The following is a 14,723-nucleotide window of genomic DNA, read 5'->3' on the forward strand; positions in this document are numbered from 1 at the left end:
CGTTCAGGAGGTGGTATGGAGCAGGCAGCCTTGACGCGGACCGGAATCGTCCGGCCGGTCATCGACATGGACTATCTGACGGGCCTTCTCCGCCGCCTGCTGGAGATCCCGAGCCCGACCGGATACACCGACCAGATCGTCCATTTCTGCGGCGACGAGCTGCACCGTCTGGGCATCCCCTTCGAACTGACCCGGCGCGGCGCGATCCGCGCCGATCTGGCGGGGCGGCAGTACAGCCCCGACCGCGCCGTGGTCGCCCATCTCGACACGCTGGGCGCCCAGGTGAAGATGCTGAAGCCGAACGGCCGGCTGGAGGTCGTGCCCATCGGCACGTGGTCGGCGCGCTTCGCCGAGGGGGCGCGCTGCACCGTCTTCACCGACAAGGGAAGCTACCGCGGCACCATCCTGCCGCTGAAGGCGTCCGGCCACACCTTCAACGAGGAGATCGACACCCAGCCGGTGGCCTGGACCAACCTGGAGATCCGGGTGGACGCCCGCTGCGAAACCCTGGCGGAACTGCAGTTCCACGGCTTCAACGTCGGCGACTTCGTCGCCATCGACCCGCAGGCGGAGTTCGACGCCAGCGGCTTCATCAACTCCCGCCATCTCGACGACAAGGCGGGGGTGGCGGTGATCTTCGCCGCCGCCAAGGCGGTGCTGGACGCCAAGCTGCCGTTGCCGGTGGACTGCCACCTGCTGCTGACCATCTCGGAGGAGGTTGGCTCCGGCGCCTCGTCGGTCCTGCACAAGGACGTGGCGGAGATGGTCACCATCGACAACGGCACCACCGCCATGGGCCAGAACAGCCGCGAGTTCGGCGTGACCGTCGCCATGGCCGACAGCACCGGCCCCTTCGACTATCACCTGACGCACAAGCTGCTGTCGCTGTGCCAGCAGCACGAGATCGAGCACCAGCGCGACGTCTTCCGCTATTACCGCTGCGACAGCGCCGCCGCCATCGAGGCCGGCAACGACATTCGCACGGCCCTGGTCTGCTTCGGCATCGACAGCTCCCACGGCTACGAGCGCATCCACGCGGACTCGCTGCGCTCACTGGCCGAACTGATCGCGCTGTACATGCAGAGCGACGTGGCGATCCCGCGCGACCGCGTCGGCATGGGGCCGATGGGCGCCTTCCCTTGGCAGCCCACCGCGCCGGCAAAGGTCGAGGAGTAAGGCCGCCTCAATCCCCCGCCGCCAATTCCGGCCGGGGCGGACCCAGCGGGTCGAGCGGGGTGACGGTCGGCGTCGTCTGGGGCAGCGGGCGGAAGCTTGCCTGGGCCTCGGCGGGCGGCGGCGGGCGCATCCGCGTGCGCCACAGGCCGTAAAGCGTCGCCGAGCCCGCCCCCGCGGCAATGAAGCCGAACAGCGCCTCCGGTCCCGCGAGGCCCATGGCGGTCGAGGCCAGCGGCGGCCCGATGATCGCCCCCACCGAGTTGGCGAGGATCAGGCCGCCGCTGACCGACACCACATTGTCCGGCCCGGCGTGGTCGTTGGTGTGGGCGGCGCAAACCGGGTAGAGCGTGAAGGCCAGCCCGCCGAACAACGGCGCCACCAGCAGGAGCGTCTCCTGCCGCCCGCTGCCGTCCGCCAGGATCATGCCGACGCTGACCAGCGCCAGCGCCGCCGACAGGCCGATGATGACGGCGCGCCGGTCGAAGCGGTCGGACAACCGCCCCAGCGGCCATTGCAGCGCCACCCCGCCCAGAATCAGGGTGCTCATGAACAGCGCCGTCCCCGACACCCCGAAGCCGGAGGCCGCGCCAAACACCGGGGCGAGGCCATAGATGGAGCCGGTGACCGTCCCGCTGATGAAGACGCCGACGACCCCCAGCGGCGACGCCTCGTACAGCCGCCGCAGGCCGTAGGATTCGACGTTGGGCAGGGTCGGCGGCGTGGTCCGGGTCAGCGCCACCGGTACCAGGGCGAGCGTCAGCAGGATGGCGATCAGCATGAAGATGCGCACGCCCGCCTCATCGTCCAACTGCAGCAACTGCTGGCCCACCGCCGAGGCGGCGTAGAGCGTGACCATGTAGAGCGACAGGATCTGCCCGCGCGTCTCGTTGTTGGCGGTGCCGTTCAGCCAGCTTTCGATGCAGATGTAGAGGCCGGCCATGCAGAAGCCCTCGGCCAGACGCAGCACGGTCCACACCGGCACCGCGGCAAACAGGGCGTGCGACAGCGCCGCCGCCGACAGGACGGAGGCGAAGGCGGCGAAGGCGCGGATGTGGCCGACCCGCGTGATGACCCGGTGGGCGAACAGGGAGCCGCCGGTCAGCCCGGTGTAGAAGGCCGCGGTGATCAGGCCCACCGCGACCGCACCGGATTCTGTGCCGGCCAGCCGCAGGCCGATGAGCGTGCTGAGCGCGCCGTTGCCCAGCATCAGGAAAGCGACCCCGAGCAGGAGCGAAAGTACCGACCGTGCAACCTGCGGCATGTGCCCGACCACCCGTTCCATCCACGAAAAACCGGCGCCGCAGCCCGGAGGCCACGGCGCCGGCCCTTGGATGGCACCCGCCGGATGGCGAATCAACCCTTGTAATTCACGGAATCGGGGCCGTCCCAGCCATTCCACAGAAATGCAGAAGAGGTACCGCTGGGGGAGCAGCGATACCTCTTCCGGTTGAGCGCTTGGTCGTCTCCGGGCGGCTTGCCCGGTGTCCGGCTATTCCGCCGGGGTGGCGATCAGCGTCTCAGGCATGTTGTCCTTGCGGATGCGCAGGAGTTCCTTCCACTTCTTGAGGGCGGCGATCAGGATCACGAAGCCCAGCGACAGCATGATGATCGAGATGCCGGCGTTGAAGACGTTGTAGCCCTTGGCCAGCGGGTTCAGGTAGACGTTGGTGATCATCCAGTAGCCGGCATAGTTCACCGTCACGAACAGGTAGGCCAGCGGGACGAGGCAGGTCAGCATGTAGACCCGTTTCTGGCCGAGGCGCAGGATGATCGTGGCGCCGATGATCAGGCCGACCGAGGCCATGAGCTGGTTCGACACCCCGAACAGAGCCCACACCGAGTTGATGTCGCCCGACGTCAGCAGGTAGCCCCAGGCCACGCAGGCCAGCACGCTCGCGGCGATCGAGCCGGGCACCCAGTCGAGACGCTTCAGCGGGGCATAGAGGTCGCCGCCCAGGTCCTGGATCAGATAGCGGGCCACGCGGGTGCCGCTGTCAACGGCGGTCAGGATGAACACCGCCTCGAACATCACGACGAACTGGAAGAAGTAGGAGGCCAGCGTGCCGAACCACGGGATGCGGGTGAAAATTTCCGTCATGCCGACGGCCAGGGTCACCGCGCCGCCGGTGCGGCCGTAGAGGTCGAGACCGATTTCCTGGCTGAGCCGCGGCAGATCGACGACCTGCATGTTCAGGGCCTGGAAGGCGGCGGGCGAGGAGTTGATGGCGAAATAGTCGGCCGGGTGCAGGGAGGTGGCGGCGATCAGCGCCATGACGCCGACCACGCATTCGGCCAGCATGCCGCCGAAGGCCACGGTGCGGATGTCGCTCCATTTGTCGATCAGCTTCGGCGTGGTGCCCGAGCCGATGAAGGCGTGGAAGCCGGAGATGGCGCCGCAGGCGATGGTGATCGAGATGAACGGCCACACCGGGCCGGCCAGCACCGGGCCGCCGCCATGGATGAAGTCGGTGAGCGCGGGGAAGCGGATTTCCGGGTTGATGAAGACGACGCCGACGACGAGCGCGCCGAACACGCCGATCTTCATGAAGCTCGACAGGTAGCCGCGCGGGGTCAGCAGCATCCACACCGGCAGCGCCGTGGCGAAGAAGGCGTAGATCGGCAGGATCAGCGCGACCGTCTCGGCGTGCAGCGTCAGCCAGCTGCCCAGGACCGTGCCCTGGATGTAGGGGCCGGCGAAGACGGAGGCGGCGATGGCGGCGATGCCGACCTGCGTGGCGCCCTTGGACGAGCCGGTGATCTTCTCATAGAGGCCGAGCGCGACGGCGATCGGGATCGTCATGAAGACCGCGAAGGCGCCCCAGGCGTTGCGCTCCAGCGCATGGACGACGACCATCGACAGGCCGGCCATGGTGATGGTGATGATGAACAGCATCGCCAGACCGGTGCACCAGCCGGCGACGGGGCCGAGCTCGGCCTTGGCGACCTCCGACAGGGACTGGCCCTTGTGCTTCATCGAGGCGAACAGCACGACCGTGTCGTGCACCGCGCCGCCGATGACGCAGCCGATCAGCAGCCACAGGAAGCTCGGCAGATAGCCGAACTGCGCGGCCAGCACGGGGCCGACCAGCGGGCCGGCGGCGGCGATCGCCGCGAAATGCTGGCCGGCGTTCACCCACTTCTTGGTGGGAACATAGTTTCGCCCGTCGGCCAGGATGTGGGACGGCGTCACCTCGGAATCATCGGCACGGAGCACCTTGCGCACAAAGAACACGCCGTAGAAGCGGTAGCAGAGGGCGAGGATGCAGAGTGTCGCGATCACAAATGTTAGGGCGTGATCCATGACAGCTCTCCTTGGAAGGAACTGTCGTCACGTTAGGCCGGGTTTCATCCTCCGTGTGGTGCTCTCCCCGGAGCGGCGCCATGGCGTGGCGAGCGGTCGGAAAGCGGCGGTGAGCGGTGGGGGGGGATTTTATAAGCCCTCTCCCCTCCGGGGAGAGGGTGGCCCGCAGGGCCGGTGAGGGGGTTGCGCATGTCGGTGCGTCCGGCACAAGCGCAACCCCCTCACCCTAACCCTCTCCCCAGAGGGGAGAGGGTTTAGCCATGACATTCACCCGATGCCCAGCCGTTCCTTCAGCGGGCCGAGGAAGCGGCGGCTGACCGGGATGCTCTGGCCGCCCAGCGTCTGGATTTCCGCCAGACCATTGTCGATCAGGCGGATTTCCCGGATGCGGTCAGGGTTGACCAGATATTGCCGGTGGCAGCGCACCAGCGGGGTGCGCTCCTGCAAGGTCAGCAGGGTCAGCTCGGTGAAGCGTTCCTCGCCGTCGGCGCCGACGACGAAGACGCCGCTCGCCTTGGAGGCCACGCATTCCACCTCGTCGAGCTTCAGCAGGGAGATGCGGTTGTGGCCGGTGCAGGGGATCAGCCGCAGCGGGGCGGCGTCCTTCAGCACGGCGAGGTCCTGCGGCGCCCGCTCGCGGCGCAGCCGTTGCAGCGTCTTGGCCAGCCGGGCCGGGTCCGCCGGCTTCAGCAGATAATCGAAGGCGTGCTCCTCGAAGGCCTGGACGGCGTACTCGTCGTGCGCGGTCAGGAAGACGATGCGGGGCATCCGCTCCGGATCGAGCATGCTCAGCATCTCCAGCCCGCTGACCCGCGGCATCTGGATGTCGAGAAAGACCACGTCCGGCGGCTGGCGGTTGATGGCGCCGATGGCCTCGATGGCGTTGGCACATTCCCCGGCGACCTGGAGGTCGGGGAACTCCTCCAGCAGGCGCCGCAACTCCTCGCGGGCCAGCGGCTCGTCGTCCACGATCAGGACGGTCATCATGGCGCGGTCTCCGCGACGGCAGGGATGTCCAGGGGAAGGCGCAGGGTGATGCGGGTGAAGACGTCGGCCTCGCAGGCGACGTCCACTCCGTAGCCGTTGCCGAAGCGGTTGCGGACACGGCGGTCCACGATGGACATGCCCAGCCCGTCACCGCCCGGTTTCTCCTCGTAGAGTCCGGCGTTGTCCTCCACCGACAGCCACAGGTCGTCGCCCTCCCGCCGCGCCGCGATGCGGACATGGCCGGGGCCGAGGAGTTGCGAGGTGCCGTGCTTGATGGCGTTCTCCACCAGCGGCTGGAGCAGGAAGGCCGGCAGCCGGGCATGGCGCAGCCCGTCGGGCACGTCGATCTCCACCGACAGGCGCCCGGTGAAGCGCGCCAGCTCGATCTGGAGATAGGCGCTGACATGCTCCACCTCGTCGGCCACCGTGGCCTCCTGGCTGGGGCGCTTCAGGTTCTTGCGGAAGAAGACCGACAGGCTCTGCACGAGCTGGCGCGCCCGCTCCGGGTCGTTGCGGATGACCGCGGAAATGGTGTTCAGCGCGTTGAACAGGAAATGCGGGTTCACCTGCGCGTGCAGCAGCTTGATCTCCGACTGGGCGAGCAGCGCCTTCTGCTGTTCGTAGCGCCCGGCGAGGATCTGGCTGGACAGCAGCCGGGCGATGCCCTCCCCCAGCGTGCGGTTGATGGTGGAGAACAGCTTGGTCTTCGGCTCGTACAGCTTGACGGTGCCGATCACCCGGTCGTCCTCGCCGACCAGCGGGATCACCAGCGAGGCGCCCAGCCGGCAGTTCGGGTGGATCGAGCATTTGTAGGAGACCAAATTGCCGTCGGCGTAGAGCACCTGGTTGTTGGCGATCGCCTGGTAGGTCTGGGGCGAGGTGATCGGCGTGCCCGGCAGATGGTGGTCGTCGCCGACGCCGATGAAGGCCAGCAGCTTCTCACGGTCGGTGATGGCGACGGCGCCGACGCCCGTTTCCTCGTAGATGATGCGGGCGACCCGCATGCTGTTCTCTTCGTTGAAGCCCTGGCGCAGCACGCCGTCGGCCCGCGCAGCAATCTTCAGCGCCTTGGCGGAGAAGGCGCTCGACTGCTTGTCGATCAAGGCACGGCGGTCCATCAGAATGCGCATGAACAGCCCCGCCCCCAGCGTGTTGGCGACGATCATCGGCAGCGCCACCACCTCCACCAAATGGAGCGCCGCCGGGAAGGGCTTGGCCACCAGCAGGATGATCAGCATCTGGGCGATTTCCGCCACAAGGGTGACGGCGCCGACGCGCAGCGGGTCGAACAGCGGCTCGATGCGGCCCTGGCGGACGAAGTGGCGGTGCACCAGACCGCCGATCAGCCCCTCCGTCACCGTGGAGACGGCGCAGGCCACCGCCGACATGCCGCCCAGCGAATAGCGGTGCAGCCCGCCGGTGAAGCCGACCGCCAGCCCCACCGACGGCCCGCCCAGGATGCCGCTCAGCACGGCCCCGATGGCGCGGGTGTTGGCGATGGAATCGTCGATTTGCAACCCGAAATAGGTCCCCATGATGCAGAACATGGAGAAGATGACGTAGCAGGCCAGCTTGTGCGGCCAGCGCACGGTGAGGTGCATCACCGGCAGGAACAGCGGCGTCCGGCTCAGCATGTACGCGATGACCAGATACACGCACATCTGCTGAAGCAGCAGGAAGACGAGGCTGAGATGCTCGACGGTCATGGGGGCGGGCACGGGCAGCGGGCGGCGGGATTGCCGGCCCGCAGGCTACCCCCGCCCGTCCTGCCACGGTATGATTCCAATCAATGGATGTGGCCGGAGTCCCCGGACCGCTGCGATGGCTCTATGCGGCCAGCGCGGGGGCCTGTTGCACCGTTGCAGGCATGGTGCCGCCGTTGGCGGGCGGCAGGCGCAGGCGGTTCGCCAGCCCTTCCAGGGAGTCGTGCAGGCGGCGGCAGGGGGTGCCGTCCTCCCCCGGCTCGTAGATGCCGACGAAGGGCGCGCCCGGCTGGTTGGGGTCGAGGTGCAGCTCGACGATGTGGGTGCGCGACGTGCAGCCGCGGACCAGCGGGTCGGCGGGGATCACCGTCCAGCCGCGCCGCAGGCAGCGTTCGGCCAGCCCTTCCAGATAGAGCGAGGCGGACGGAACGCGCTTCAGCGCCTTCAACTCGGCGATGAGTTGGCGGACGTTGTCCACCTGCTCCAGGAACAGGCCGGCGGCGTGATGGGTGTCGCGGATCACGAGCTTCAGCATGGGTTGGAACCTCCTCTGCGCGCACGGCTCCGTCACCCGCGTGGGCGCATCGGCGGCCTTCGCGGCGCCGCGCCCCTTGGGTGGAAGCCTGCGCGTTGTGCGTTTGGGTGGGAAGCGTCGGACGGGACGCGGTTCCGTTATTCGGCCGTGCCCAGATCCGTGCCGGTCAAATCCGGTTCGGGCCGTTCGGCCACCGTCACAGGCGGTTCGGACGCCGGTTTGCGGTCGGGGTAAAGCACGGCGACCATCTGCTCCAGCCGCTGCCGCAGGGAACGGTTCGGCTGGTCGGAAGGCCGGGCTTCGACACGCACGTTCACCACGCCGTCCTCGATCATGCCCAGTTCACTGGCCGCCTTCCGGGAGAGGTCGATCACCCGCCCCTTCACGTAGGGGCCTCGGTCGTTGATCACGACCTCGACGCTGCGCCCGTTGTCAGCGTTGGTCACCGTCACCCGGCTGCCCAGGGGAAGCCGGCGGGACGCGGCGGTCAGCCGGTTCTGGCTGAAACGCTCCCCCGACGCCGTGGTCCGGCCATGGAAGAAATCGGCGTAGTAGGACGCCTTCCCCTTGTGAACATAAACCGGTTCGATATCCGACACGACCGGCGCCGCGTTTTCCTCAAACTCGACGTCCTGCAGCATTGAGTCCTGCGGCACTGGCGGGACGGAGGCAATCTGTGCACCAGTCGAACATGCCCCAACAGAAACAGCACAGATAGCGAGCGCAACACAGCCATACCGCACTCTTTCTCTCCCCCGTTGTTGTTCTGCGGCAACGGTTGCGGAATCTCTCCATCCTGTCAATCCGCGAATCCACACCTATGCTGTGACAGGATTGCGTCTTAATATTCTTTAACGATTTTACTTTGACCTTATCATGACGGGCGCGAGCCGGTTCGTGCGTTTCATTTACGGCAATTGAATTTTTGCCCATCCTGGAAATCTCGCCAGTCATCCTCAGCGTATAACCCGGCGTCACCGCAGGCCCGCGAATGCGTGGAAGGAATTTCCCGGACCACTCACAAGACACTGAAAATCCGTTGAAAATTTTCCATCGCCCAATGCTGATGATGCCGTCTGATCCATTGAACACGGACAAACGCCTTGTCATAAATACTGGCTGATTGAAAGACGAGCTCCGATCGTTTTCGCCAAACATCATCGAAATTCCGAACGAATTTAGCGAAACACCGGTCCACCCAAACGGAGTGCGCGGACATGAGTGAGTTTCGGATTCCCGACCCCGGCGGAAACGGAGACGGTACCGGCGATGACCGATCACCCCTCGATGACGTTTCGGGCTTCGATGACGCTTCAGGCCCGACGATGGAAACGGCCGGCCGGACGACGGGCGGCGTCGGCGACCCGCTGTTCGTCCGAGCGTTCGACAGCGGGCGCCGCTGGGGCGTGCCGCCGGACGGTGCCGCGACGGCGCCCTACAGCCTGACCTACGGCTGGGTCGTGGATGCCGGCATCCGCTACGTGCCCGGCTTCCGTCCCCTCAACGACAGCCAAAAGGCCATGGCGTTGCAGGCGATGGGGGAGTGGAGCGCCGTCGCCAACCTCGCCTTCGTGGAAACGGCGGCTCCGATGACCGCCAACCTGCAATTCCACATGAGCCAGCTCGATGCCTTCGGCGCCTCCGGCATGGCCTACTACCCCAACCCGGCGGGCTCGTACATCTACCTCGACCCCGAATCGGCCGGTTACCGCACCTATGTGCACGAGATCGGCCACGCGCTGGGCCTGAAGCATCCCGGCGACTACAACGGCACAGGCGGCGGCACTCCGCCCTTCCTGCCGCCGGCCGAGGACAACCGCACCAACACGGTCATGTCCTATTACGGCGTCTGGCCCGGCGGGCTGGGCGTCTACGACGTCGCCGCAATCCAGCGCCTCTATGGCCCCAACCCCACCGTGCGCGCCGGCGACGACCTGTATCTGCTGACGCCGGGCGCGCCGGGACGCTACCTCTGGGATGGCGGTGGCAACGACACCCTGTCCGCAGCAGGGTCGGATGTTCCCGTCACCATCGACCTGACGGGCGGCTGGGGATGGTTTTCCACGCAGGCCCCGTCGATCCTGGCCCAGAACCAAGTCTTCGTCGGCTACGGCACCCGCATTGAGACCGTCATCGGCGGGGCGGCGGGCGATCGGTTGACCGGCTCGGCCTTCGCCGACACGCTGATGGGCGCCGCCGGAGACGACACGCTGGCCGGCGGAGCGGGCGACGATTTTCTCGACGGCGGAACCGGCGACGACGCGGCGCTGTACGACTTCCCCTCCGCCAACGTCTTCGTGACCGTCGATCCGTCGGGAAGCGGAGTGGACCTGACGGTCACCGGGGCCGGCGGCACCGACCGGCTGCGCGGCATCGAACGGCTGGTCTTTGCCGACCGCACGGTCACCCGGCAGGAGGCCGCAGCCGCCCTGCCCCGCGCCGCGCCGGACGAACGCGCCATCGTTCAGGATGGCGCCATGAGCTACGAGGTGCGGATGGCCCCCTATTCCGGCCCGGTCGCCGGCCTGAAAAACCAGTTCCTGGGAACGGCCGCCGGGGAAGCGGTCGTCGGCAGCGACCAGGGCGATTTCATGAATCTGCTCGGCGGGAACGACGCCGCGCAGGGCGGAGACGGAAACGACGTGCTGGACGGCGGCACGGGCTCCAACTTCCTGACCGGCGGAGCCGGAACAGACACCTTCAACGTCGATGGGCGGGGCGAAGGCGTCACGTGGTCCACCATCACCGACCTGCAACCGGTGGAATGGGCCGTCGCCTGGGGCTGGACGGACACCCTCTCCAAACTGACCTGGGAGGATCTGGCGGGCGCCACCGGCTATCAGGGGGCCACCGCGCGAATCGACCTGGACGGCAATGGCGGCACCGACCTCAGCCTGACCTTCAGCGGACAGACCCCCGGCGGGTTGCTCGCCATGCCCGGACAGGTGGGGACCGACAGCTATCTTGCCTTCCGGATCGGCTGACCGCATTCCGCCGTTCGAAAAAACGGCCGTATCGGCTGCCGCGCCGCGCCGATCCTGACGCATCCTCAGCACAATCGCCGAAACACGGAACGAGGAGGGACCCACGACCATGAAGCAGGTGATGTTTGTCGAACTCGGCATGGGCGCCGATCTGCACGGCCAGGACGTGACCAAGGCCGCGGTGCGCGCCGTGCGCAACGCCATCGAGCGCAACTCCATGCCCGGCATGCGCGCGCTGGTCGATGGCGACACCAGCCGGATGCAGGTCCGCGTCCATCTCGCCGTTCCGGCGGACGCCGACCGTCTGGACCTGGAGGCCGTGCGGGCCGTCTTCCCCTATGGACAAGTCTCCTTCAACGTGGTGTCCGGCGGCATGCTGGCGCCCAGCGGCATCTTCCTCGCCGACAAGAACGACCGCAACGAGATGATCTACATCGTCAACGCCGCGGTGGAGGTCGGCGTCTGAGGTACGGCATCCGGGGTCCGAAGTTTGGCCCTTGGGTCCGGAGCGGTTGCCCCCGCCTCCCGTTTCGTGCCAGCGTCGGGGCATGAAGCGCGCGCTCCGAACCGCCCTGATCGCCGGCGGCATCCTCGCCGGCGGCCTCGTCACCCTGACCGTGGGGGTGGTGGCCGCCCTGCCGGTGATCGCCGACCACATCCCCCTGGAACTGTCCCGAGTCGTGATGAGCGACGGGCGGCGGCAGGTGGAGATGCAGGGCATGGTCCATGTCGCCAAGCCGGATTTCTACAGCGCGATCGCCCGCCACATCGCGCAGCGGCGCCAGGAAGGCTGGCTGGTCTTCTACGAGGAGGTCCGTCCCGACGATTCCTCCAACCCCGCCGGGGTGGCCGACGTGCTGCGCCGGCTCGGGGCGGACTGGAACCCGGACAGCAAGCAGCATCCCTACGAGATGATGGCGAGCCTGCTCGGCGACGGGCTGGTGCTTCAGGACAACCGCGCCCTGATCGGCCCGCCGGGACCGGACGCCCGCAACGTCGACGTCACCCTGTCGCAACTGCTGGCCGCCCTGCCCCCCGACGATCCGGACGAGGCCGATCCGGAAACCATCGATCTGGCGCAGCTCCGGGACGAGTACGGCCAACTGCCGGGCTGGGTGCAGCGGCGCGTCCAGGCCGCCATCCGCATCATGCTGGCGACCACCGCGTCGGGCTCCATGGTGCGCGAGGCCCTGCCGCCCGCGCTGACCACCCTGCGCGAGGACAAGGTGGTGGCGGCGATCAAGGCCGAACCGGACCGCAACATCCTGATCCTCTACGGTCAGGTCCACATCGGCCACATCCAGACCATGCTGAAGGACGCCGACGCGCGGTGGCGGACGGTCTCCTCAAAGGCGATCCAGGCGTTCTGAACCGCGCTGGTCACCCGCACTGGCACCCGATGCGGATCACCAGATTTTGCGGGCCAGCTCCTCGCCGCGGGCGGTGAGCTCCTCGAAGCGGCGGCGGGCCTCATCCTCGGCATGCCAGTCGCCGGGGGCAACGACGGCTTCGGCGGCATCCGGACGGTCCGGCGCGCTGGGACGGTCCCCCGCCTCCCCGTGGAGACCGTAGATCTGGCCGTCACGCGCCTCGATCACGGCGTAGCGGCCGTCACGCTCGACGAGCCGGAAGCTGCCATGTTCCGATACGGTCCGGACCTTGGGCATCGCAATCTTCCCTTGCGGTTCACATGTCACGCCGTGAACAACCGGCGTGCCGCCCATTTGTCGCATAGCAGCAATATAGCACTTTATGGGTGCAAATGAGAGTCGTTCGCACTATACAGGAAGGAAGTCAGCCGCAAAGAAGTTCGAACCGCCAATGTTCACAGCGCTTCACACCCGTTCCATCGCTGCGATGGCCGCCGCCGGCACCTTCCTGTCGAGCGGAGTTGGCTGGGCGCAGGGCACCCCCGCAACCAACGGCGGCGCTCCCGCGGCACCGGCTTCCACGGCAGCGCCTGTGACGGCGCCCGCCGCCGACGCGCTGGCCGCCCCGCTGGCGGCGCCGGACGTTGCGGCGGGAGCGGCCGCCGGACTGGAGCATGTGACCGCCGCGACGGCGACGCTGCCGCACGACCTGTCCCCCTGGGGCATGTTCATGGCGGCGAGCCCGGTGGTGCAGGCGGTGATGATCGGGCTGGCGCTGGCCTCGGTGGCCACCTGGACCATCTTCCTCGCCAAATCGGTGGAGCTGTCGAAGGCCAAGCGCAAGGCGCGGGCCTCCCTGGCGGCGCTGGAGCAGGCGCGTTCGCTGACCCAGGCGGCCGAGAGCATCGGCTTCGAGAAGACCCCGGCGACCGCCTTCCTGCGCGCCGTCATCGCCGAGGCCCACCAGTCCGCCGACGCCCCCTCGCAGGAGGGTCTGAAGGAGCGCGCGGCCTCCCGCCTGGAGCGGATCGAGGTGGCGGAGGGGCGGCGCATGATGCGCGGAACCGGCATCCTCGCCAGCATCGGCTCCACGGCCCCGTTCGTCGGGCTGTTCGGCACGGTGTGGGGCATCATGGTCAGCTTCATCGGCATCGCCAAGTCGCAGACGACCAACCTCGCCGTGGTGGCGCCGGGCATCGCCGAAGCGCTGCTGGCGACGGCCATCGGCCTCATCGCGGCCATCCCGGCGGTGGTGATCTACAACGGCTTCGCCCGCTCCATCGGCGGCTACCGCGCCCAGCTCGGCGACTCGTCGGCAGCGGTGCTGCGGCTGCTGAGCCGCGACATGGACCGCCGCGCCCTGCCGCGCACCGTGTCCAAGGCGGCGGAGTAAGACCATGGCGGCGCGTCTGGACGACGGCGACGATCTCACCGAGTCGCACGACATCAACGTCACGCCCTTCATCGACGTGATGCTCGTGCTGCTCATCATCTTCATGGTGGCGGCCCCGCTGGCGACGGTGGACGTGCCGGTGGACCTCCCGGCCTCGACCGCCCAGCCGCAGCCGCGGCCTGACAAGCCTCTGTTCCTGACCATCCAGGCCGACAAAAGCCTGTCGGTGGGCGACACGCCGGTGGCGCGGGAGTCCCTGGCGGCGGCGCTGGACGGGGTGACGAACGGCGACAAGGGCGCCCGCGTCTTCCTGCGCGCCGACCGCAGCGTGGATTACGGCGCGCTGACCGAGGTGATGAACGCGCTGCGCGCCGCCGGCTATCTGAAGATCGCCCTGGTCGGGCTGGAAGGCGCGGCCGCGAAATGAGCGTGGCGACGTTCGATCCCAACGATCTGCCGGACGGCGAGGAGCGCACGGCACCCGCCCTGGCGCGCTGGGGCGGCAGTCTGGTGGTCGTGCTGGGCGCCCACGCCCTTCTGGCGCTCGCCGCTCTGTCCTGGCACGTCGCGATGGAAGAGGCGCCGGCCATGCCGCCCGCGGTGATGCTCGATCTGCCGCCGATGCCGGAAACGCCGGCCGCGGAGCCGCCGCCGACCCTGGAATCGATGCTCCCCGAACCGGAGCTGCCGCCCGAGCCGGTGATCGAGCCGGAACCGGAACCCGAGCCCATCCCCGAGATCGCCCCGGAGCCGCCCCCGCCCGTCCCGGCGGAGGTTTCCTTGCCGGAGCCGCCGCCCAAACCGAAACCCAAGCCCAAGGAAGAGCCCAAGCCGAAGCCCAAGGCCGAGCCGCCGAAGCCGCGCCCCCAGCCGCAGGCGCCGCCCAAGCCGGTGACGGAAGCCCCGGCCAACGCCGCCCCCGCCGCCGCCCCGCCTTCGGGCGCCCCAGCCCAGGCGGCGCCGGTGCCGCGCAACAGCAACGCGCTGCCCACGTGGCACGGTGCCGTCCTCGGCCATCTGGAGCGTTACAAGCGCTACCCCCGCATCGCCCAGATGCGGCGCCAGCAGGGCGTTCCGCAGGTCCACATCACGCTCGACCGGCAAGGCCGGGTGCTGGCGGTGCGGCTGCACAAAGGTTCCGGCTTCGAGGCGCTGGACGAGGAGACGATCGCTCTGGTCGAACGCGCCTCGCCGCTCCCGGCCCCGCCGCCGGACGTGGCGCAGGACCGCATGGAGCTGGTGGTTCCGGTGCAGTATTTCCTGCGCTGAGCCGG

Annotated in this window: 14 protein-coding genes; 7 read left to right on the forward strand and 7 right to left on the reverse strand. The window is 68.2% G+C overall.

Annotation, left to right across the window (positions count from 1 at the left end):
- Positions 1-15 precede the first annotated feature (15 nt).
- Positions 16-1,176 (forward strand): osmoprotectant NAGGN system M42 family peptidase, encoded by a 1,161-nt coding sequence (locus Sp245p_RS29870; RefSeq protein WP_014241757.1) that lies wholly within the window; start codon positions 16-18, stop codon positions 1,174-1,176.
- 7 nt (positions 1,177-1,183) lie between these two features.
- Here Sp245p_RS29870 and Sp245p_RS29875 read toward each other — a convergent pair whose 3' ends face one another.
- The 6 genes from Sp245p_RS29875 to Sp245p_RS36465 form a co-directional block, all read right to left on the reverse strand.
- Positions 1,184-2,437 carry an MFS transporter gene (locus Sp245p_RS29875; protein WP_109139166.1) on the reverse strand — a complete coding sequence of 418 codons (1,254 nt, stop codon included), beginning with the start codon at positions 2,435-2,437 and terminating at the stop codon, positions 1,184-1,186.
- 228 nt (positions 2,438-2,665) lie between these two features.
- On the reverse strand, positions 2,666-4,477 hold the full coding sequence (locus Sp245p_RS29880; protein ID WP_014241758.1) for a carbon starvation CstA family protein: 1,812 nt from the start codon (positions 4,475-4,477) through the stop codon (positions 2,666-2,668).
- A 267-nt stretch (positions 4,478-4,744) separates the two neighbouring features.
- Entirely contained in the window at positions 4,745-5,464 is a 720-nt protein-coding gene (btsR, locus tag Sp245p_RS29885; RefSeq protein WP_014241759.1) for a two-component system response regulator BtsR, read from the reverse strand.
- A complete protein-coding gene (locus Sp245p_RS29890; protein WP_014241760.1) occupies positions 5,461-7,170 on the reverse strand; it encodes a sensor histidine kinase in 1,710 nt (569 codons plus the stop codon). Before Sp245p_RS29890 ends, btsR begins: the two co-directional genes overlap by 4 nt.
- 121 nt (positions 7,171-7,291) lie before the next feature.
- Entirely contained in the window at positions 7,292-7,702 is a 411-nt protein-coding gene (locus Sp245p_RS29895) for a hypothetical protein (protein ID WP_014241761.1), read from the reverse strand.
- Between the two features lie 137 nt (positions 7,703-7,839).
- Complete coding sequence (locus Sp245p_RS36465) at positions 7,840-8,343, reverse strand: septal ring lytic transglycosylase RlpA family protein (RefSeq protein ID WP_014241762.1); 504 nt, start codon at positions 8,341-8,343, stop codon at positions 7,840-7,842.
- Positions 8,344-9,027: 684 nt separating this feature from the next.
- On the opposite strand from Sp245p_RS36465, the gene Sp245p_RS36370 reads away from it, so the two are divergent.
- The 3 genes from Sp245p_RS36370 to Sp245p_RS29915 all read left to right on the forward strand — a co-directional run bounded on the left by Sp245p_RS36370 (position 9,028) and on the right by Sp245p_RS29915 (position 12,056).
- The gene (locus Sp245p_RS36370) at positions 9,028-10,686 is read left to right on the forward strand and encodes a reprolysin-like metallopeptidase (RefSeq protein ID WP_041813106.1); all 1,659 of its coding nucleotides are present in this window, start codon (positions 9,028-9,030) and stop codon (positions 10,684-10,686) included.
- A 109-nt stretch (positions 10,687-10,795) separates the two neighbouring features.
- Complete coding sequence (locus Sp245p_RS29910; protein ID WP_014241764.1) at positions 10,796-11,152, forward strand: Lin0512 family protein; 357 nt, start codon at positions 10,796-10,798, stop codon at positions 11,150-11,152.
- Positions 11,153-11,234: 82 nt separating this feature from the next.
- On the forward strand, positions 11,235-12,056 hold the full coding sequence (locus Sp245p_RS29915) for a hypothetical protein (protein WP_014241765.1): 822 nt from the start codon (positions 11,235-11,237) through the stop codon (positions 12,054-12,056).
- 36 nt (positions 12,057-12,092) lie between these two features.
- Here Sp245p_RS29915 and Sp245p_RS29920 read toward each other — a convergent pair whose 3' ends face one another.
- The gene (locus Sp245p_RS29920) at positions 12,093-12,353 is read right to left on the reverse strand and encodes a hypothetical protein (protein ID WP_014241766.1); all 261 of its coding nucleotides are present in this window, start codon (positions 12,351-12,353) and stop codon (positions 12,093-12,095) included.
- Between the two features lie 154 nt (positions 12,354-12,507).
- Here Sp245p_RS29920 and exbB point away from each other — a divergent pair, with 154 nt between their 5' ends.
- From exbB to Sp245p_RS29935, 3 genes are read left to right on the forward strand one after another with little or no spacing between them, the layout of a single operon-like run.
- Positions 12,508-13,449, forward strand: a complete 942-nt coding sequence (gene exbB, locus Sp245p_RS29925; protein ID WP_246119820.1) for a tonB-system energizer ExbB — start codon at positions 12,508-12,510, stop codon at positions 13,447-13,449.
- A gap of 4 nt (positions 13,450-13,453) precedes the next feature.
- The gene (exbD, locus tag Sp245p_RS29930; protein WP_014241770.1) at positions 13,454-13,876 is read left to right on the forward strand and encodes a TonB system transport protein ExbD; all 423 of its coding nucleotides are present in this window, start codon (positions 13,454-13,456) and stop codon (positions 13,874-13,876) included.
- Complete coding sequence (locus Sp245p_RS29935) at positions 13,873-14,718, forward strand: energy transducer TonB (protein ID WP_014241771.1); 846 nt, start codon at positions 13,873-13,875, stop codon at positions 14,716-14,718. The genes exbD and Sp245p_RS29935 overlap by 4 nt, the downstream gene beginning before the upstream one ends.
- Positions 14,719-14,723: the final 5 nt, after the last annotated feature.

Origin of the sequence: Azospirillum baldaniorum (genome assembly GCF_003119195.2) — a bacterium.
GTDB lineage: Bacteria > Pseudomonadota > Alphaproteobacteria > Azospirillales > Azospirillaceae > Azospirillum > Azospirillum baldaniorum.

Coding starts and splice junctions, on each gene's coding strand:
- Sp245p_RS29880 (WP_014241758.1), bottom strand. CDS start 4,477: ATGGATCACGCCCTAACATTTGTGATCGCGACACTCTGCATCCTCGCC.
- Sp245p_RS29915 (WP_014241765.1), top strand. CDS start 11,235: ATGAAGCGCGCGCTCCGAACCGCCCTGATCGCCGGCGGCATCCTCGCC.
- Sp245p_RS29935 (WP_014241771.1), top strand. CDS start 13,873: ATGAGCGTGGCGACGTTCGATCCCAACGATCTGCCGGACGGCGAGGAG.
- btsR (WP_014241759.1), bottom strand. CDS start 5,464: ATGATGACCGTCCTGATCGTGGACGACGAGCCGCTGGCCCGCGAGGAG.
- Sp245p_RS29875 (WP_109139166.1), bottom strand. CDS start 2,437: ATGCCGCAGGTTGCACGGTCGGTACTTTCGCTCCTGCTCGGGGTCGCT.
- Sp245p_RS36370 (WP_041813106.1), top strand. CDS start 9,028: ATGGAAACGGCCGGCCGGACGACGGGCGGCGTCGGCGACCCGCTGTTC.
- Sp245p_RS29890 (WP_014241760.1), bottom strand. CDS start 7,170: ATGACCGTCGAGCATCTCAGCCTCGTCTTCCTGCTGCTTCAGCAGATG.
- Sp245p_RS29895 (WP_014241761.1), bottom strand. CDS start 7,702: ATGCTGAAGCTCGTGATCCGCGACACCCATCACGCCGCCGGCCTGTTC.
- Sp245p_RS29920 (WP_014241766.1), bottom strand. CDS start 12,353: ATGCCCAAGGTCCGGACCGTATCGGAACATGGCAGCTTCCGGCTCGTC.
- Sp245p_RS29870 (WP_014241757.1), top strand. CDS start 16: ATGGAGCAGGCAGCCTTGACGCGGACCGGAATCGTCCGGCCGGTCATC.
- Sp245p_RS36465 (WP_014241762.1), bottom strand. CDS start 8,343: ATGCTGCAGGACGTCGAGTTTGAGGAAAACGCGGCGCCGGTCGTGTCG.
- exbD (WP_014241770.1), top strand. CDS start 13,454: ATGGCGGCGCGTCTGGACGACGGCGACGATCTCACCGAGTCGCACGAC.
- exbB (WP_246119820.1), top strand. CDS start 12,508: ATGTTCACAGCGCTTCACACCCGTTCCATCGCTGCGATGGCCGCCGCC.
- Sp245p_RS29910 (WP_014241764.1), top strand. CDS start 10,796: ATGAAGCAGGTGATGTTTGTCGAACTCGGCATGGGCGCCGATCTGCAC.